Source organism: Streptomyces venezuelae (assembly GCF_008642335.1).
GTDB lineage: Bacteria > Actinomycetota > Actinomycetes > Streptomycetales > Streptomycetaceae > Streptomyces > Streptomyces venezuelae_F.
The window spans coordinates 3,447,474-3,466,641 of record NZ_CP029191.1 but is presented as its reverse complement, the minus strand read 5'-3'; the positions used below and the strand labels follow the sequence as shown (position 1 = coordinate 3,466,641).

At 72.0% G+C, this 19,168-nt stretch carries 12 protein-coding genes and 1 pseudogene; 8 read left to right on the top strand and 5 right to left on the bottom strand.

The features are described from left to right. Positions 1-20: 20 nt before the first annotated feature. From DEJ49_RS15415 to DEJ49_RS15405, 3 genes and pseudogenes are all read right to left on the bottom strand, one after another. Positions 21-395 (bottom strand): annotated as a pseudogene (locus tag DEJ49_RS15415) (VOC family protein); the annotation flags it as partial. 822 nt (positions 396-1,217) lie between these two features. Further along, complete coding sequence (locus DEJ49_RS15410) at positions 1,218-1,400, bottom strand: sigma-like protein (RefSeq protein ID WP_150184653.1); 183 nt, start codon at positions 1,398-1,400, stop codon at positions 1,218-1,220. 245 nt (positions 1,401-1,645) lie between these two features. Next, entirely contained in the window at positions 1,646-4,624 is a 2,979-nt protein-coding gene (locus DEJ49_RS15405; protein ID WP_150184652.1) for an AfsR/SARP family transcriptional regulator, read from the bottom strand. Between the two features lie 301 nt (positions 4,625-4,925). On the opposite strand from DEJ49_RS15405, the gene DEJ49_RS15400 reads away from it, so the two are divergent. The 6 genes from DEJ49_RS15400 to DEJ49_RS15375 all read left to right on the top strand — a co-directional run bounded on the left by DEJ49_RS15400 (position 4,926) and on the right by DEJ49_RS15375 (position 13,363). Further along, entirely contained in the window at positions 4,926-6,155 is a 1,230-nt protein-coding gene (locus tag DEJ49_RS15400; RefSeq protein ID WP_150188257.1) for an amidohydrolase family protein, read from the top strand. Between the two features lie 776 nt (positions 6,156-6,931). Then, positions 6,932-7,843 (top strand): TIGR03619 family F420-dependent LLM class oxidoreductase, encoded by a 912-nt coding sequence (locus DEJ49_RS15395; RefSeq protein WP_150184651.1) that lies wholly within the window; start codon positions 6,932-6,934, stop codon positions 7,841-7,843. Positions 7,844-7,851: 8 nt separating this feature from the next. Next, positions 7,852-8,637, top strand: coding sequence for an SDR family NAD(P)-dependent oxidoreductase (locus tag DEJ49_RS15390; RefSeq protein WP_150184650.1), 786 nt, complete (start codon positions 7,852-7,854; stop codon positions 8,635-8,637). 140 nt (positions 8,638-8,777) lie between these two features. Beyond that, a complete protein-coding gene (locus tag DEJ49_RS15385; protein ID WP_150184649.1) occupies positions 8,778-9,905 on the top strand; it encodes an LLM class flavin-dependent oxidoreductase in 1,128 nt (375 codons plus the stop codon). Between the two features lie 243 nt (positions 9,906-10,148). Beyond that, positions 10,149-11,888: an N-acyl-D-amino-acid deacylase family protein gene (locus DEJ49_RS15380; RefSeq protein WP_150184648.1), complete on the top strand. Its 1,740-nt coding sequence runs from the start codon at positions 10,149-10,151 to the stop codon at positions 11,886-11,888. Next, complete coding sequence (locus tag DEJ49_RS15375; protein WP_150184647.1) at positions 11,885-13,363, top strand: aldehyde dehydrogenase family protein; 1,479 nt, start codon at positions 11,885-11,887, stop codon at positions 13,361-13,363. Before DEJ49_RS15380 ends, DEJ49_RS15375 begins: the two co-directional genes overlap by 4 nt. A gap of 45 nt (positions 13,364-13,408) precedes the next feature. Here the strand turns inward: DEJ49_RS15375 and DEJ49_RS15370 are convergent, their stop codons facing one another. Together DEJ49_RS15370 and DEJ49_RS15365 are read right to left on the bottom strand one after the other, a co-directional pair. Then, on the bottom strand, positions 13,409-14,950 hold the full coding sequence (locus tag DEJ49_RS15370) for a CehA/McbA family metallohydrolase (protein WP_150184646.1): 1,542 nt from the start codon (positions 14,948-14,950) through the stop codon (positions 13,409-13,411). A 102-nt stretch (positions 14,951-15,052) separates the two neighbouring features. Next, positions 15,053-15,502, bottom strand: coding sequence for an ankyrin repeat domain-containing protein (locus DEJ49_RS15365; RefSeq protein WP_150184645.1), 450 nt, complete (start codon positions 15,500-15,502; stop codon positions 15,053-15,055). A gap of 103 nt (positions 15,503-15,605) precedes the next feature. On the opposite strand from DEJ49_RS15365, the gene DEJ49_RS15360 reads away from it, so the two are divergent. Next, positions 15,606-16,469, top strand: coding sequence for a TIGR03619 family F420-dependent LLM class oxidoreductase (locus DEJ49_RS15360; protein WP_150184644.1), 864 nt, complete (start codon positions 15,606-15,608; stop codon positions 16,467-16,469). Positions 16,470-16,551: 82 nt separating this feature from the next. Further along, positions 16,552-19,161: a bifunctional FO biosynthesis protein CofGH gene (locus DEJ49_RS15355; RefSeq protein WP_150184643.1), complete on the top strand. Its 2,610-nt coding sequence runs from the start codon at positions 16,552-16,554 to the stop codon at positions 19,159-19,161. Positions 19,162-19,168 lie beyond the last annotated feature (7 nt).

Genomic DNA, 19,168 nt, shown 5'->3' with positions numbered 1-19,168 from the left:
TAGCTGGCGCCGGCGGCGATCAGGGCCTCGCGCTCGGCGGCTCCGCACTCCACGCAGAACTCGTTGCCCTCCAGGTCGGTGAGGGTGACCCAGCCGCGGCCGTTCGGCCTGCGGTGGTCCTCGTGCAGCTTCGCGCCGAGCGCGAGGAGCCGCTCGACCTCCTCGTCGCGGGTGCGGTCCTGCGGCTGGAGGTCGACGTGCAGCCGGTTCTTGACGGACTTGGCGTCCGGCACGGTCACGAAGAGCAGGGCGATGCCGTCGGCCTCCACCAGGGCCTCCGGGTCGCCGGGAGAGTCGTCGTCGGAGAGGCGTCCGCCGAGGACCTCGGCCCAGAAGGCCCCCTGGCGGTAGGCGTCGTGGGCATCGAACGTGAGGTGACGCACGAGAGAAGTCATGGGCGGCACTATTCGCTGCGCGGGGCGGGCGTGTCCACGGATATTCGCGGCCGGGTCCGTCGCACAAGGGAGCTCTTCCCTACGTCGGTTGCCGCAGGAACCCTGGTGCGGTGCCGTGGGTTCCGTCGGGGGCGGGGCGGGCCTAGCCTCACAAGGGAGGAGACCCTGCGGTGGCGCTCCTCGCGAGTGACCATCGCTCGTCGTGTCCATCGCTCTTCGGTCCCGAGACCCCGGACCAGCAGGGTCGTCCCAGTGACCCGCGGCCGGGGCCGTACCGCCGACCTCGCACAGCCCCGGCCCACGCCCTTGCGGCCTGTCCAACCGGGGCTCACTCCCGCGTGCCCCGGTGCCGTGGGGGCGCGTGTGCGCACCGGTACGTGGAGGGGAGCCGCGACGCCGGCGCGCACACCGCGGCCGCCGCCGACACCGGCGCCCCACGCCTCGGCGGCGGCCGTCCGTCAGTTCCCCGGCGGCGAGGGGATGTGGCTGTCGCCCTGGACGGAGGCGGTGTGACCGTCCCGCGGCGGAGCCGGTATGTGGCTGTCGGCGAGTGCCGGAGACGCTGCTGCACCAGCCGTGGCGGCAGCTAAGGCCAAAGCGACGAAGACCTTCTTGGTACGTGTCATTCCTGCTCCTCTGAAGAGGCGGACATCCAACGCCACGTGACCCTAGCGAGGGGTGCGGCTGAATGTTCGATTCCGCTGATCGTTCGGGCGCGGCGCCATCTGCCTGGCCTGTGCCCCGTGTCCGACCGGACATGCGTCGGCCGCGACGGCTCCCCCTCCGCGCCGCCGCGGCCGACCCCCGTCGGGAAAAAAGTCTTTAGGCGTCCTTGGCGGGAGGGGCGGGGATGTGCCCGTCGCCCTGCGTGGTGGCGCCGCCGTCCTTGGGAGGCGCGGGGATGTGCCCGTCGCCCTGCGTGGTGGCGCCGCCGTCCTTCGGCGGCGCGGGAATGTGGCCGTCACCCATGGTGGTGATGTTCTGGTTCCTCGTGGCGTCGCTCATGGCGGACAACCTCCTGAGTTCTGACGGTTCGCTGGGGCAGAACGCCCGTTCGGCAACTCCCCCGAGGGTCGCCGAACGGGCGTTCTTGGGCCGCTCACCCTATCTGTGGGGCCCCAAGCGACCCGTCTGCCCCCCGACGCGACGGATCGTGAGTAGAGAGTGGCAGCCGCCCATAAACGTTCGATGAACGCCTACGGGCGGGGCCGGCCGGGCCGGCGGGGGTGGGCGGAACTTCCGGCCCAGACCTAGGCCGCGGCCACCGGGGCGAGGAGCGCCCTGACCTCTTCGGCTTCGGGGGCCCTTGAAGCCTCGTAGATGGTGAGGGCCTCACGCCAGCAGGCGCGCGCACGGTCGACCTGCCCGATGGTGTCGAGAGACCTGCCCAAAAGGGTCAGAGCGTTTGCACGCATCCAGTCCCCTCCGACACAGCCGGTGCTGAGCGCCTGCTCCGCATGTTGCGCCGCCTGGGCCGGGCGGCGGGCCGAGAGGTGCACCTGGGCGATGCGGAAGTGCGTCGTCCCCTCCCACAGGCGCTGGCGGACCTCGGCGAACACCCGCAGGGCTTCGTTGAGTTCGACCAGCGCCTCCGTGTGCTGACCGGCGTCGCTGAGGGCGATGCCCAGCGCGCTCCGGGCGTTGGCGAGCCGGAAGTTGTAGCCCAGGTCGTCGTAGATGGACATGCCCTGCCGGGCGAGGTCGATGGCCTGCGGCGTCCGGCCGTTCGCGGCGAGCACGCGCGACAGATTGCACAGGGCGCTGGCCTCGCCGGCCCGGTTGGCGTCCGCGCGGAACGCCTCGACGGCCTTGTGCAGATAGGCCTCGCTCGCGGCCTGCTGGTTGACGCAGTACGCGATGATGCCCTGCTCGTTCAACGCGTTGCTTATGGTCCACGGATCCTTGGACACGGAGCCGAGCTCCACGCCGCGGGCCAGTTCCTCCGACGCCCTGTCGAAGTGGCCGACCTTGCTGAGGACTTGGGCGAGGGCGACCCGGGCCTGTCCCTCGGCGAGGGAGTCGCCCAGCGCGGCCGCCGCGTCGCGCGCCGCGCAGGTGACCGACTCGTACCGCAGCGAGCTGGCGCCGGACTCGGCGAGGTCCTTGGAGGCCAGCAGCAGCGAGACCGCCCGCCGCAGCATCCCCGCCCCCAGCGACTGCTGCACGCACGCCAGGATGCACGCCGCCTCGGAGTGCAGCCAGTCCAGGGCCTTCGTGTCGTCGGTGAAGTCCTGGCCCGCGTGTTCCGTGGGCTCCAGGTGGTCCACCGTGCGGTCGCCGGGGCGTTCGATCGCGTAGACCCGGGCCGCGGAGGCCAGGTAGAAGTCGAGGAGGCGGGACATCGCCGCGTCCCGCTCGCCGGGGGGCTGTTCGTCGCGTTCGGCGCAGGCGCGGGCGTAGAGGCGTACGAGATCGTGGTAGCGGTAGCGGCCCGGTGCCGCGGATTCGACCAGGGACGTGTCGACCAGGGACTCCAGGACGTCCTCGGTCTCGTCCAGGGGGAGGTCCAGGACCGCCGCGGCCGCCGCGAGGGACAGGTCGGGGCCGTCCGCCAGGCCGAGGAGGCGGAAGGCGCGGGCCTGGGCCGGCTCCAGCTGGCCGTAGCCGAGTTCGAACGTCGCCTTGACCGCGAGGTCGCCCGCCTGGAGCTCGTCCAGACGCCGCCGCTCGTCCGCCAGCTTCGCCGCGAGCGTGGAGACCGTCCACGTGCGGCGCGCCGCGAGCCGGGACGCCGCGATGCGGATGGCGAGCGGCAGGAACCCGCACGCCGCCACCACGTCGAGCGCCGCCTCCCGCTCCGCGGTGACCCGCTCCTCGCCGACGATGCGGGTGAAGAGGAGCAGCGCCTCCTCGGGGGACATCACGTCCAGGTCCACGAGGTGCGCGCCCGCCAGGTCGACCATGCGGACACGGCTCGTGACCAGCGCCGCGCAGCCCTCCATGCCGGGCAGCAGCGGCCGGACCTGCGCCGCGTCGCGCGCGTTGTCGAGGAGGACGAGGACCCGGCGGCCGTCGAGGACCGACCGGTACAGCGCGGCCCGCTCCTCCAGGGAGTCCGGGATCGCCGAGTCGGCCGTGCCGAGGGCGCGCAGGAACGCGCCGAGGACCGTCTCCGGCTCGGCGACGCGTGCGCCCGCGCCCTGGAGGTCCACGTACAGCTGGCCGTCGGGGAAGTGGGCGCGCGCCACATGAGCGACATGCACCGCGAGGGTCGTCTTGCCGACGCCGCCGATGCCCGCGAGCGCGGAGACCGCCATCACGCGGCCCTCGGCGGTCGACAGGATGTCGCTGAGTTCGTCGACGAAGGACGCGCGGCCCGTGAAGTCGGGGACCGTCGCCGGGAGCTGCGCGGGGCGCACCACCGTCGTCGCCGGTTCCTGCGCGGGCGTGGACGGCTCCGCGAGGCCGGGGTCGGCCTGGAGGATGCGCTGCTGGAGCTCCTTGAGGCCGGGCCTCGGGTCGACGCCGAGCTCGTCGGCGAGCAGACGGCGCGTGTCCGCGTAGACCGCGAGGGCCTCCGCCTGGCGCCCGCTGCGGTAGAGCGCCAGCATCAGCAGCTCGCGCAGCCGCTCCCGCAGCGGGTGCGCCGCGGTCAGAGCCGTCAGCTCCGAGACGGCCTCCGCGTGGCAGCCCTGTTCCAGGTCCATGTCCAGGCGGGTCTCCAGGAGCTGGAGGCGCCACTCGTCGAGGCGGGTGCGCTGCGTGTCCGCGTACGGACCCGGGACGTTGGCGAGGGGTTCGCCGTCCCAGAGGCCGAGCGCCTTGTTCACCAGCGTCCGCGCCTGGCAGAGATCACCCGCGCCGCGGGCCTTCTCCGCCGCCGACCACAGGTCCTCCGCCACGGCGAGGTCGAGTGCGCCGTCGGCGACCTGGACCGCGTACCCCCCGGACTCGCTGACGAGGACGCCCGGAGGCAGCACCTTGCGGAGCCGGGACGCGTACGTACGCACCGCCGCCAGGGCCTGCGACGGCGGCTCCTCGCCCCACAGGGCGTCGATCAGCTCCGAGGCCGTGGCCGTACGGCCGTCCCGCAGCAGCAGGGCCGCGAGCAGCGCCCTCTGCTGGGGCGAACCGGTGTTGAGCTGGTCCGGGCCGAGCCACGCGCGCACCGGTCCGAGCACGCTGAAGCGCGACGCCGGTACCTCGGGGGGATGCCCCTCGGTCCGCCCCTCGGGGGTGTTCCCCGAGGCCGGACGCCGCTGCTCCGGTACTCGCGGTACATCGACCATCGCTCCCCCTGCCGCCCTGCCGTTCCCAATCCTGCCGGTCGCGGACCTGCCCGCCCGCGGTGGTGCCCAAGCCGCCGTGCGGCCCTTTCCGTCGTGCGTGGTTCTTGCTCCCCGCCAGTTTGCCTTGTTCATGGCGGATGCGTCAGCCGTGGGAGACGGCTCTCACAGGGTCCTCGCACGACATTCCGCATCGCTTTGCCGCCCGCAGCCGTCCGCAGGCCTCCGCAGCCGCCCGCAGCCGATCCGCGTCCGACTAGCTGACGGGTCGTCAGATCGGCGCTACCGTGGCCGTATGGAGACCATGGAGAGCCCGGAGACCTTCCCGAAGATCATCTCGGTGGACGACCACACGGTCGAGCCTCCACACGTCTGGCGGGACCGGCTCCCGTCGAAGTACCAGGACCGCGGCCCCCGGATCGTGCGCGCCCCCTTGCGGTCGATGTCCTTCCTGGGCGGAAAGTTCGCCCCGGTCATGGGGGAGAAGGGGGAAGAAGGCCCCATCGGCGACTGGTGGATCTACGAGGACCTGCACCGCCCTCTGACCCGCCTCGACACGTCGGTCGGCTACTCCAGGGACGAGATCAAACTCGAGGTCATCACGTACGAGCAGATGCGGCCGGGGTCGTTCAGCGTGCCGGACCGCCTCGCGGACATGGACGTCAACCACGTCCAGTCCGCGCTCTGCTTCCCCACGTTCCCGCGGTTCTGCGGGCAGACGTTCACGGAGGCCAAGGACCGGGAGCTCGCGCTCCTGTCGGTCCGCGCGTACAACGACTGGATGGTGGAGGAGTGGTGCGGGCCGGAGGCGGCCGGCCGTCTCATACCGCTCACTCTTATTCCGCTCTGGGACGCGGAGCTCGCCGCCGCGGAGGTACGGCGCAACGCGGCACGGGGCGTACGAGCGGTCGCCTTCTCCGAAATCCCGCCTCACCTCGGCCTTCCCTCCATCCACACCGACGCGTGGGATCCCTTCCTGCGCGCCTGCGACGAGACCGGCACGGTCGTCGCCATGCACATCGGCTCCTCCAGCAAGATGCCGTCGACCTCGGCGGACGCGCCGCCCGCCGTCGGGTCCACGATCACGTTCGCCAACTGCTGCTTCTCGATGGTCGACTGGCTGATGAGCGGCAAGTTCGAACGCTTCCCGAACCTGAAGGTCATGTACGCGGAGGGCCAGATCGGCTGGATCCCCTACATCCTGGAGCGGGCGGACGTGGTGTGGGAGGAGAACCGGGGGTGGGGCGGGGTGGCGGACAAGGTGACGCGCCCGCCCTCCGAGCTCTTCTCCGAACACGTCTTCGGCTGCTTCTTCGACGACGCGTTCGGACTGCGGAACCTCGACTCGATCGGAGTCGGGAACGTCCTGTACGAGACGGACTACCCGCACTCCGACTCGACGTGGCCCAAGTCCCGGGAGGTCGGGGAGTCCCAGATGTCCCACCTGTCGCGGGAGGTGGTGGAGCGCATCGTGCGGGGCAATGCGGTTGCTCTTTTGGGCCTCACGGAAGCAGGCCTCTGGCCCGGCGCGTAGCCCCCGGCACCGCCCCGCCCGGGCAGGAGCACCGCCCCCGCCGCTCCGCGGCGGATGATCCCCACCCACCCACCCGTTCACCCCGCGACGCCCCGTGCGGGTAGGGGCACCGATCCCGCCGCTTCGCGGCGGATGGTCCCCACCCACCCACCCGTTCACCCCGCACCGCCCTGCTCGGGTAGGGGCACCGCCCCCGCCGCTTCGCGGCGGATGTTCCCCACCCACCCACCCGTTTGCCCCGCGACGTTCGGCGGGGGTAGGGGCGGGTGGGCGGCGCCCCGGCGATCCATCGGGTGGGGGTGGTCGCGTCCTGCCCCCACGGGGCCGCAGCCGCAAGCGCGCCGGAGGGGACGTGGGGGTATGTGCGCACGGAGCACCGAGCGAACCGGGGCGTGCAGGGGCGTCTGGCGCGGCGCAGGGATGGCGAGTACGCACATACCCCCGCGGCCCCGCGCCCACCGACGGACCGTAGGCGTACCGGCCACGGCGGTTCGTCCGCCGCTCCGCCCCACCGGCGGACCGTAGGCGTACCGGCCAAGGCGGTTCGTCCGCCGCTCCGCCCCGCCGGCGGACCGTAGGCGTACCGGCCAAGGCGGTTCGTCCGCCGCTCCGACCCACCGGCAGACCGTAGGCGTACCGGTCAAGGCGACCCGCCAGAACCCTTGCCTGACGGGGCGTCAGGTACGAGCATGTGGTCCGTTCCGGTAGGTGACGGCTCGTCAGGTTGCTGGCGGGAGAGTGGGTGGGGTGTGAGTGGTGAGGTCGTGGAGTACGGGATGCAGTTGCCCGTTCAGTCGCAGAGTTCCATGTATGCGGAGGGGTGGGAAGCGGGAGCCGGAGCCGCCGACCTCGTCGAGCTCGCCCGCGTCGCCGACCGCACCGGCTTCGCCTACATCGCCACCTGCGACCACATCGCCATCCCCCGCCACCTCGCCGAAGCCATGAGCACCGTCTGGTACGACCCCGTCGCCACCCTCGCCCACCTCGCCGCAGTCACCGAGAACGTCCGCCTGATGAGCCACGTCGCCATCGTCGGCCTCCGTCACCCCCTCCTCTCCGCCAAGCAGTACGCCACCCTCGACCACCTCAGCGGAGGAAGGCTGATCCTCGGAGTGGGGGCGGGGCACGTACAGGAGGAGTTCGAGGCGCTCGGCGTCGACTTCGCTCGGCGCGGGCCCCTCCTCGACGAGACGATCGACGCCCTGAGGGCGGCCCTGGGGCCCGAGGAGTACCCCGAGTACTCCGGGGAGACCTTCGCCTTCAAGGACTTGGGGCAGCTGCCGCGACCCGCCCAGACCCGCGTACCCCTCTGGGTGGGCGGCTCGTCCCCCGCCGCCGTACGCCGCGCAGCGACCCGCGCCGACGGGTGGCTGCCCCAGGGCGACCCGCGCGACAAGCTGCCCGCGCAGATCGCGAGGATCAAGAGTCTGCGCGAGGAGGCCGGGATCGCCGGGCCCTTCACCATCGGCGCCATCACCGAGCCGCTGTACGTCGGAAAGCCCCGATGGCCCGTCGGCCGCCGCACGCTCAGCGGAGAGCCCGACGCCCTCGCCGAGTCCCTCCGCGCCTACGCCGCGATGGGCGTCGACCAGATCCAGGTGCGCTTCCGCAGCCGCAGCCGTACCGAACTCACCGACCAGATGGCGGCCTTCGCCACCGACGTCGCCCCGCACCTCAATCAACCGTAGGAGTCCCCATGGGCAAGCTGGACGGCCGCGTCGTCATCGTGACCGGCGCCGCGCGTGGACAGGGCGAGCAGGAGGCGCGCCTCTTCGTGGCGGAGGGCGCCCGCGTCGTCGTAGCCGACGTGCTGGACGAGCAGGGCGAGGCCTTGGCGAAGGAGCTGGGGGAGGAGTCCGCGGCGTACGTACACCTCGACGTCGGCGTCGAAGACGACTGGCGCGCGGCGCTGGCCGCCGCCAAGAACGCCTTCGGCACAGTCGACGGCCTCGTCAACAACGCGGGAATCCTGCGCTTCAACGAATTGCTCAGCACCCCCCTCGAAGAGTTCGAGCAGATCATCCGCGTCAACCAGATCGGCTGCTTCCTCGGCATTCGGACGGTCGCGCCCGAGATCGCCGCGGCCGGCGGCGGCACGATCGTGAACACCGCCTCCTACACGGCCCTGACGGGCATGGCGTACGTGGGCGCGTACGCGGCGACGAAGCACGCCATCCTCGGCCTCACCCGCGTCGCCGCGCTGGAGCTCGCGGGACGGAACATCCGCGTGAACGCGGTGTGCCCCGGGGCCGTGGACACCCCCATGACCAACCCCGCGCAGCTCGACCCGGACGCCGACCCACGCGCCGCGGACGAGGCGGTCGCGGAGCTGTACAGGAAGCTCGTGCCGCTCGGGCGGATCGGCCGGCCGCAGGAGGTGGCCGCACTGGCGCTGTTCCTGACCGGGGACGACTCGGCGTACATCACGGGGCAGCCGTTCGTCATCGACGGGGGCTGGCTGGCCGGGGTCAGCGTGGTGTGACCTGCCCCGAACACACCACGTACGCCACCTGACGTTGCGTCAGCTATTGACGCTCCGGCGGGGCGGTGGAACAGTCGACCCCATCGCAATCTGACGGAGCGTCAGAAACCGTCAGACCTCACGAGGACGGTGAACCTCCCTTGGAATTCGGTCTCTTTGTTCAGGGATACGTGCCCGCCCAGCGGGCCAAGGTCGACCCCGAAGCGGAGCACAAGGCGCTCATCGAGGAGACCGAGTACGTCATCGAGGCGGACAAGTCCGGGTTCAAGTACGCCTGGGCGTCCGAGCACCACTTCCTGGAGGAGTACTCGCACCTCTCCGCCAACGACGTCTACCTCGGCTACCTCGCCCATGCCACCGACCGCATCCACCTCGGCTCGGGCATCTTCAACCCGCTCGCACCCGTCAACCACCCCGTGAAGGTGGCGGAGAAGGTGACGATGCTCGACCATCTCTCCCGGGGACGGTTCGAGTTCGGCACGGGGCGCGGTGCCGGTTCGCACGAGATCCTCGGCTTCATGCCGGGCATCACGGACATGAACCACACCAAGGAGATCTGGGAAGAGACCATCGCCGAGTTCCCCAAGATGTGGCTGCAGGACGAGTACGTGGGGTTCCAGGGCAAGCACTGGTCGCTGCCCCCGCGCAAGATCCTCCCGAAGCCGTACGGGAAGTCGCACCCCGCGATGTGGTACGCCGCCGGGTCCCCGTCCTCGTACGCCATGGCAGGGAAGAAGGGGCTCGGGGTCCTCGGCTTCAGCGTGCAGAAGGTCTCCGACATGGAGTGGGTCGTCGAGTCGTACAAGACGGCGGTCAAGGAGGCGCAGGCGATCGGGGACTTCGTCAACGACAACGTCATGGTGACGTCGACGGCGATCTGCGCGGAGACGCACAAGAAGGCGGTCGAGATCGCGGTCAGCGGCGGTCTGAACTACCTGCAGTCGCTTCTCTTCCGCTACCACGACACGTTCCCGCGGCCCGAGGGCATTCCCGAGTGGCCCGAGCTGCTGCCCGAGTACACGGAGGAGCTCATCGAGCTGCTCATCGCCGAGGAGCTGATGATCTGCGGCGACCCGGACGAGGTGCTCACGCAGTGCAAGCGCTGGGAGCAGGCCGGGGCGGACCAGCTCAGCTTCGGGCTGCCGATCGGGATCTCGCCCGAGGACACGAAGAACACGATCCGGCTGATCGGTGAGCACGTGATCCCGAAGATCGACACGGATCCGGTCCACCGGACGACGCGGTTTCGCCTGGCGGCGGGAGAGTGAACCGCCTCTGAGCCACCCCGGCTTCCCCCTCCCGGACGGGAAGCCGGGGTCCTGGCGGACGGCTGCGGGTGTCACGGGGTGCCGTCGCGGGGGCGGGCCCCCCGGGCCCCCGTCCATCGCCCTTCGGGCTCGTCCTCAAACGCCGGACGGGCTGGAATCGCCCTTCGGGCTCGTCCTCGAACGCCGGACGGGCTGGATATTTCACCCCCGAACCCTCTTACCCTCGAAAGGGGCCGTCCCGTCATGCTCGACCATCTCATCAAGGGTGCGACCGTCGTCGACGGGACCGGTGCGCCCGGACGCGTCGCCGATGTCGGGATACGGGACGGGCGCATCGCCGTCGTCGCCGAGCCCGGCACCGTCGCCGAGGAGGCGCGGAGCAGTGAGGAGGCGCGAGGGCGCGTGCTCGCGCCGGGGTTCGTCGATCCGCATACGCACTACGACGCGCAGCTGTTCTGGGACCCGTACGCGACGCCGTCCCTCAATCACGGCGTGACCACCGTCGCGGGCGGCAACTGTGGGTTCACGCTCGCTCCGCTCCATCCCGACCGGCCCGGCGACGCCGACTACACGCGGCGGATGATGTCCAAGGTGGAGGGGATGTCGCTCGTGGCGCTCGAGGAGGGCGCGCCCTGGTCGTGGAGTTCCTTCGGGGAGTATCTCGACGCCCTGGAGGGGCGCGTCGCCGTGAACGCGGGGTTCATGGTGGGGCACTGCGCGCTGCGGCGGTACGTCATGGGTGAGGACGCCGTCGGCGGGCAGCCGTCCAGTGAGCAGTTGGACGCCATGTTGCGTCTCCTGCACGAGGCGATGGACGCCGGGGCGTGGGGGCTTTCCACCACCCAGTCGTCCACCCACTCGGACGGCGACGGGCAGCCCGTCGCCTCGCGGCACGCCAGGCCTGATGAGCTGCTCGCGCTCAGCCGTGCCGTCGGCGAGCACGAGGGGACGCAGATCGAGGCCATCGTCGCCGGGTGCCTCGATCAGTTCAGCGATGACGAGGTAGACCTCCTCGTCGACATGAGTGCCGCAGCCGGGCGGCCGCTCAACTGGAACGTGCTCACCATCGACGCCGCCGTGCCCGAGCGGGTGCCCCGCCAGCTCGTGCCCAGTGAGCGCGCCCGCAAGGCGGGCGGCCGCATCGTCGCGCTCACCATGCCGATCCTCACGCCCATGAACATGTCCCTCGGCACGTTCTGCGCCCTGAATCTGATCCCCGGCTGGGGTGACGTCCTGGGGCTGCCCGTGCCCGAGCGGATCGCCGCGCTGCGCGACCCCGCCGTACGCGAGGAGATGCTGCGGCGGGCCGCGAGCAAGGAGGCCGGAGTGTTCCGGCGGCTCGCGCGGTTCGACCGGTACGTCATCGGGGACACGTACTCCGCCGCCAACCAAGGGCTCACCGGGCGCGTCGTCGGTGACATCGCGGCCGAGCGCGGGCAGGAACCCTTCCACTGCATCGTGGAGATCTGCGCCAACGACGACATGCGCACCGTGCTGTGGCCCATGCCCACCGACAACGACCCGGACTCGTGGGCGCTGCGCGCCGAGACCTGGCAGCACGAGGACGTCATGCTGGGCGGCTCGGACGCCGGCGCGCATCTGGACCGCATGTGCGGAGCCCCGTACACGACCCGGTTCATCGGGGACTGTCTGCGCGGGCGGAAGCTCGTCGGGCTCGAGCAGGCCGTGAAGATGCTGACCGACGATCCGGCCCAGCTGTTCGGGCTGCGCGAGCGGGGGCGGATCGCCGAGGGGTACCACGCCGACCTCGTCCTCTTCGACCCCGAGCGCATCGACGCGGGCAAGGCCACCCTCGTCCACGACCTGCCGGGCGACAGCCCCCGGCTCGACTCCCAGGCGATCGGCATCGACGCGGTCTGGGTCAACGGTGTCGAGGCCATTCGTGACGACGTGGTCACCGGGGCCGTGCCCGGGAAGATCCTTCGGTCCGGGCGCGACACCCGGACGGTGAGCACCAAGTGAGCGCCGACGCGCGGCGGTTGTTCATCGGAGGGGAATGGGTCGAGCCCGAGCGCGGGCACTACGAAGTCGTCAACCCCGCCACCGAAGGCGTCGTCGGGCTCGCGCCCGAGGCCAGTGGCGCGCAGGTCCGCGCGGCGGCTTCGGCCGCCCGCGAGGCGTTCGCGGGCTGGTCGCGCACGACGCCCGAGGAGCGTGCCGGGATCCTGTCCCGTGCCGCCGCCGTCCTGCGGCGCGACTTCGCCGCCCACGCCGAGCTCGCGCAGGCCGAGAGCGGCGCCACGACCGCGACGGCACGCGGCATGCAGGTCGCGGTGGCCGTGGCGCGCTTCGAGCGGTACGCGAAGGGGGCGCTGGAGCCGGTCGAGGCCGCGCTCCCGCCGCAGATCCATGAGGCGGGACCCATGGGCAAGGCCGGTGTCGTGGGGGCGCTCGCCGTGCGCAGGCCCGTCGGCGTCGTCACCTGCATCACCTCGTACAACAACCCCTGGGCCAACCCGGCGGGCAAGATCGCGCCCGCCCTCGCGATGGGCAACACCGTCGTCGTGAAGCCCGCCCCGCAGGACCCGCTGTCCGTGTACGGGATGGCGGCCGCGCTGGAGGAAGCCGGTGTGCCGCCCGGCGTCGTGAACGTCGTCTCCGGCACGGACTCCGCCGTGGGCGAGGCGGCCGTCGCCTCTCCCGACGTCGACATGGTGAGCTTCACCGGCTCCACGGCCGTCGGGCAGCGCATCGGCGAGGTGTGCGGCCGCGACATGAAGCGGCAGCTGATGGAGCTGGGCGGGAAGGGCGCGGCGATCGTCCTCGACGACGCCGACCTGGACGCCGCGGTGGCGGGCATCGGCACGACGTTCTCCTTCTACAGCGGGCAGATCTGCACGGCGCCGACCCGCGTCATCGTCCAGCGGGGCGTGTACGAGGAGCTCGTCAGCAGACTCGCCGCTTATATCGGGTACTTGAAAGTCGGCGACCCGGTCGCGCCCGGCACCATCGTCGGGCCCGTGATCTCCGCCGCCCACCGCGACCGCATCGAGGCGTACGTGGAGGACGGGCGGAAGGAGGGCGCGCGGGTCGTCGCGGGCGGGGAACGGCCGGCGTTCGACAAGGGCTTCTACGTCGCGCCGACCCTCCTCGCCGACTGCACCCACGACATGCGGGTGGTCCGCGAGGAGATCTTCGGGCCCGTGGTGGTCGTGGTCCCCTTCGACGCGGACGGGCCCGAGGACGCCGAGGAGACGGCGATCGCCCTCGCCGACGCCAGCGACTACGGCCTGATCGATTACGTGTGGTCGGGCGACGTCGCCCGCGCCTTCCGCGTCGCCCGGCGGCTGAGGGCGGGCGGTGTCGGCGTCAACACGATCGCCCGGAACATGGAGGCGCCGTTCGGCGGCTTCAAGAAGAGCGGGGTGGGACGGGACGTCGGCTCGTACGCCCTGCACGCGTACAGCGAACTGCAGTCCCTGGTGTGGCCGGGGTGAGAAAGGCGGGGCCCTTCTCCACCCCGGCAGGGGCGGAGAGGACCGCTACCGGCCCAGGAAGATCGGGTTCGTGAACGCCGTCAGCGGGCCCGGCAGGCCGGGGGTCACGGGCGCGTGGCGTACCTCCGCCCGCACGTAGGCGGCGTACGACGCCGTCGTGCGCCACTCCACCGTCCCCGTGCCCGACTCCGGCAGCGCGGGGCTCGTGTGCAGGACGCCCTGGTCGGTGACGAAGCGGACCGTGCAGCCCGGGGCGCCCTTCACGTCGAGGCGGACCGTGACGGGGTCGTCGCGGCCGATGTCGAGGCGGCCGCCGATGCCCGCGTGCCTGCCCCTGCCGCCCGCCGCCGAGAAGGCGAGCTCCACGGCCTTGGACTCGGCGATGTAGGAGCGGCCGCGGCGGATGCCGTCCTGGATGGCCTCGCGCGTCAGGTCGTCGGCGAGGACGACGGTCTGCGGGCCGCCGATGCGGTCCGGGTCGCGGTGCGCGTCGCTGTTGCCCATGGCCGGAATCCACGGGCGGCCGCCGCGCACCGAGGCGACGAGCCGGCTGTCCCAGTCGGCGAGGGCGATCTCGTCGTCCGGCGTGTACGCGCCGTTCCACGCCTCGATGACGTCCGCGTCGCCGAAGCCGAACTTCCAGTTGCAGCCGACGCAGGTGGCGTGCGGGTGGGCCGGGACGACGAGGCCGCCCGCGTCCCTGACCTTCCGCGCGTACTTCCCGAAGCGGTTGTCGCGGGCGCGGTAGCGCCAGTCGATGAACGTGCCGGGGTCCACGCCGAGGGCGACGACGTGGCCGTTGCGGGTCGTCACCTCCTCACCGAGCATGATCAGGAGGTCGTCGCCCGCGAGGTCGGCCCAGTGGGGGTGCGCGGAGTGCGTGTTGTGCTCCGAGCTGTTGATGAAGTCGAGGCCCGCCTCCCGGGCCAGCGCGGCGATCTCGGCGGGGGTGCGCCTGCCGTCGGAGTGGACGGAGTGCAGGTGGCAGTCGCCGCGGTACCAGGCGCGCCCGCGGCCCTTGGCGCGCTCGGGCGGGTAGACCGGCTTCGGGATTTTACCGGGTGCCCCGTAGGTGAGGGTGACCGTCACCTCGTAGGGGAGACCCTCGGGGGCGACCGTGTACGGGCCGAGTGCGATGTACCAGGTGCCCTCGCGGACGCGGCCCGGGATGTAGCCCGGCGTCGCCTCGTCGGCGCGGATGAAGAACTCGGTGCGGGCGCCGCCGGACCAGCCGCGGAAGCCCTTGCCGCCGAGCTCCGTGCCGCGCTCGTCGAAGACGCCGATGTCGAGGGCGTTGCCCTGGGTGCCGGGCGGCACGGTCGGCTTCTCGTAGGTGTAGGAGGCGCGGAACTCGCGTACCCCGTCCGGCACTTCGATGGGCAGGTACACGAAGTCGGGCGAGCCGGTGGGCAGCGTCCCGCGCACCGTTCTCGTCTCCGTGCCGCCCGGCTTCCGGCCCCCGGCGGGGGCGCGCCGCTCGGCGCCGCTCGCGAAGCTCACGGTGCCCAACGTAATCGCGGCGGCGGCGCCCGTCACGAACAGTCCGCGCCGGTTCGGGCCGATCGGGTGGTGTACGTCCTCGCACATGCTGCGGCTCCCCAGGGTGTCGTGTCGACGGTGACGTGGGTGGTGCGTGCAACCCTGGTATTGAGCCGTGAACTGCGCGGCAAGGGAAGGCGGTTGGCAGTTTTACGCCCGGTTGCCGGAGTGCGGGTGCTCCACCGCCCCCGCCGCGACCAGTACCGCCTCCGTCTCCGGGTGCGGCCCGCCCGCCCCGTCGCGCGCCCACCGCAGTGGCGTACGTCCCGTGCCCTGGTCCTCGCGGAGGTTCGGGTCGGCGCCGTGGGCGAGGAGTTCGCGGACCGTGGCGACGTGCCCCCAGGCGGCGGCCCCGCACAGGGGAGTGCCGTCGGTGAGGCCACGGCTCTCCGTGTCGGGCAGCGCGCCCGCCCGCAGCAGCGCCCGCACCGTGGAGGCCGCGCCGTGCACCGACGCGGCGTACAGGGCGGTCGTGCCGTCGGCCTCGGGCAGCTCCGGGTCGATCCCGGTCCGGAGCACGGTGCGGACCGTGTGGGTGTCGCCGACCGCCGCCGCCCACACCAGGCGGTGGGTGAGCTTCTTCTGCTTCCGTCTGTTCACCGGCGTCAGGTTAATGAGCGCGTGGCCATGGACCAACCGCGTTTACGGGGATAGGAAGAGGGCTCCGGACCGACCGACACTCCCGGACACGCTCGGAGGAAACGTGCGCATCTCCGCCACGCTCTACATGACCGACGAGACGATCACTCCGGTGAGCCTGGCCCGCGAACTGGAGCGGCGCGGCTTCGCCGGGCTCTACCTCCCCGAGCACACGCACATCCCGGTGCCCCGCGAATCCCCCTACCCGGGCGGCGACCTGCCGCCCGAGTGCGCCCGCATGCTCAGCCCGTTCGTCGCCCTCGCCCAGGCCGCCGCCGTCACCGAACGTCTGACCCTCGGCACGAACATCGCCCTGGTCGCCCAGCACGACCCCATCGACCTCGCGAAGCAGATAGCGACCCTCGACCACCTCTCCGGCGGCCGCGTCACCCTCGGCATCGGCTTCGGCTGGAACCGCGAGGAGGCGGAGGACCACGGCGTGTCGTGGCCGCGGCGCCGGGCGGTCGTGCGGGAACGGATGGCGGTCATGCGGGCGCTGTGGGCGGACCGGCCGCAGGAGTACGAGGGGGAGTTCGGCGGCGTACGGGCGAGCGAGGTCCATCCGAAGCCCGCGCGGGCGCCGCGGAAACGGCCGGCGAGGGGGCCGCTGTTCGGTCCGCGCACGCTCATCGGCGGCGCGGCGGGGCCCGGTCTCTTCGCGCACGTCGCGGAGTACGCGGACGGCTGGATGCCCGTCGGGGGCAGCGGCCTGCGCGAGGCGCTGCCGGTGCTCAGGGCGGCGTGGGCCGACGCCGGGCGCGGGGCACAGGACCTGTATGTCGCGGTGACGGCCGTCGCGCCGGTGCCGGGCAAGCTCGCGTACTACGAGGAGCTGGGCGTCGACGAGGTGATCGTGCAGCTGCCGCCCGCCGGGGAGGCGGAGGTGTGCGCGGCGCTCGACGGACTCGGGCGGTACGTCACGCCGTGACGAGCGCCCTTCATTCCCCGGGTGACAGACCACGCGGAACTATCTGTAAGAGGCAGGTGTACTCGCTCGTATGCTCGGGGACATGACCAACAGCGCGCAGCCCCCAGAGGCCGGACGACCCACCGCGAACGCCATGCGCCGCGCGCTCAGGAGAGCCAGGGACGGCGTCGCGCTCGACGTGAGCGAGGCCGCGGTCCTGCTGCAGGCGCGCGGCGAGGATCTCGACGACCTCACCGCGTCCGCGGCCCGGGTGCGCGACGCGGGCCTGGCGGCGGCGGGCCGCCCCGGCGTCATCACGTACTCGAAGAGCGTGTTCATCCCGCTCACCCGCCTCTGCCGGGACAAGTGCCACTACTGCACCTTCGCGACCGTGCCGGGCAAGCTGCGCCGGGACGGCCACGGCATGTTCATGTCCCCGGACGAGGTCCTGGACATCGCGCGGCGCGGCGCCGCGATGGGCTGCAAGGAAGCCCTGATCACGCTCGGCGACAAGCCGGGGGACCGCTGGCCCGAGGCGCGGGAGTGGCTGGAGGCGGAGGGGTACGACGACACCATCGCGTACGTCCGCGCCATCTCGATCCGCATCCTGGAGGAGACGGGCCTCCTGCCGCACCTCAACCCGGGCGTCATGACGTGGACGGACTTCCAGCGGCTCAAGCCCGTCGCGCCCAGCATGGGCATGATGCTGGAGACGACGTCGGAGCGGCTGTGGAGCGAGCCGGGGCAGCCGCACTACGGCTCGCCCGACAAGGAGCCCGCCGTCCGGTTGCGGGTCCTTGAGGACGCCGGGCGTTCGTCGGTGCCGTTCACGAGCGGGCTGCTGATCGGGATCGGCGAGACGTACGAGGAGCGGGCCGACTCGCTGTTCGCGCTGCGCCGCGTGGCGCGCTCATACCACGGCATCCAGGAGCTGATCATCCAGAACTTCCGCGCCAAGCCGGACACGGCGATGCGCGGCATGCCCGACGCGGAGATCGACGACCTGGTCGCCACGATCGCCGTCGCCCGGCACATCATGGGCCCCGCGGGGAACATCCAGGCGCCGCCGAACCTCATCGCGGGCGAGTACGAGCGGCTCATCGGGGCGGGCATCGACGACTGGGGCGGCGTCTCGCCGGTCACCATCGACCACGTCAACCCCGAGAAGCCGTGGCCGCAGGTGGAGGAGCTGGCCGAGCGGTCGGCGGCGGCCGGGTTCCGACTCGCCGAACGACTCTGCGTCTATCCGGAGTTCGTGCTGCGCGGCGAGCCGTGGCTCGACCCGCGGCTCCTGCCGCACCTGCGGGCCCTCGCCGACCCGGAGACCGGCCTCGCCCGCCCGGACGCGGTGGTCGAGGGCCACCCCTGGCAGGAGCCCGACGAGGGGTACGTGGCCTCCTCCGGCCGCACCGACCTGCACGCGACCATCGACACCACCGGGCGCACCTCGGACCGGCGTGACGACTTCGACGAGGTGTACGGCGACTGGGAGGCCCTGCGCGAGCAGGCGGCGCCCGGCATGGTGCCGTCCCGCATCGACGGCGACGTACGCGCGGCACTCAAGCAGGCCGCCGACGACCCGACGAAGCTCACCGACGACGAGGCGCTCGCGCTGCTGCACGCCGACGGGCCCGCGCTCGACGCGCTCTGCGCCGTCGCGGACGACATCCGCAAGACGGTCAACGGCGACGACGTCACGTACATCGTCACCCGCAACATCAACTTCACCAACGTCTGCTACACCGGCTGCCGCTTCTGCGCCTTCGCGCAGCGCAGGACCGACGCGGACGCCTACACCCTCTCCCTGGACCAGGTCGCCGACCGCGCCGCCCAGGCCTGGGACGTCGGTGCCGTCGAGGTGTGCATGCAGGGCGGCATCCACCCCGACCTGCCGGGCAGCGCCTACTTCGACATCGCGCGGGCGGTGAAGGAGCGCGTGCCGGGCATGCACGTGCACGCGTTCTCGCCGATGGAGGTCGTCAACGGAGCGACGCGGACCGGCCTCTCGATCCGCGAGTGGCTCACCGCCGCGAAGGAGGCGGGGCTCGACTCCATCCCGGGAACGGCCGCCGAGATCCTCGACGACGAGGTGCGGTGGATCCTCACCAAGGGCAAGCTGCCGACGGCCACCTGGATCGAGGTGATCAAGACCGCGCACGAGCTCGGCATCCGGTCGAGCTCGACGATGATGTACGGACACGTGGACCAGCCGCGGCACTGGCTCGGCCACTTCCGGACGCTGGCCGCCGTCCAGCAGTCCGCACTGTCCCACGACGTCGGCGGGTTCACGGAGTTCGTGACGCTGCCGTTCATCCACACCAACGCGCCCGTCTACCTGGCCGGCATCGCCCGGCCGGGACCGACCACCCGCGACAACCGGGCCGTCACGGCGATGGCGCGCGTCCTGCTCCACCCGTACATCCCCAACATCCAGACGAGCTGGGTGAAGCTCGGCCAGGAGGGCGCCGCCGAGATGCTCAGGTCCGGCGCGAACGACCTGGGCGGGACGCTGATGGAGGAGACCATCTCCCGGATGGCGGGCTCCAGTTACGGCTCGTACCGGTCCGTCGAGGACCTCGTCGCCATCGCGGAGGCCGCCGGGCGCCCCGCGAAGCCGCGCACGACGCTGTACGGCGAGGTGCCCGAGGAGCGGCAGCGGGCGGCCGCGGCATCGGACGGACATCTGCCGGAACTGCTGCCGCTGGTGGACTGAGGAGGGA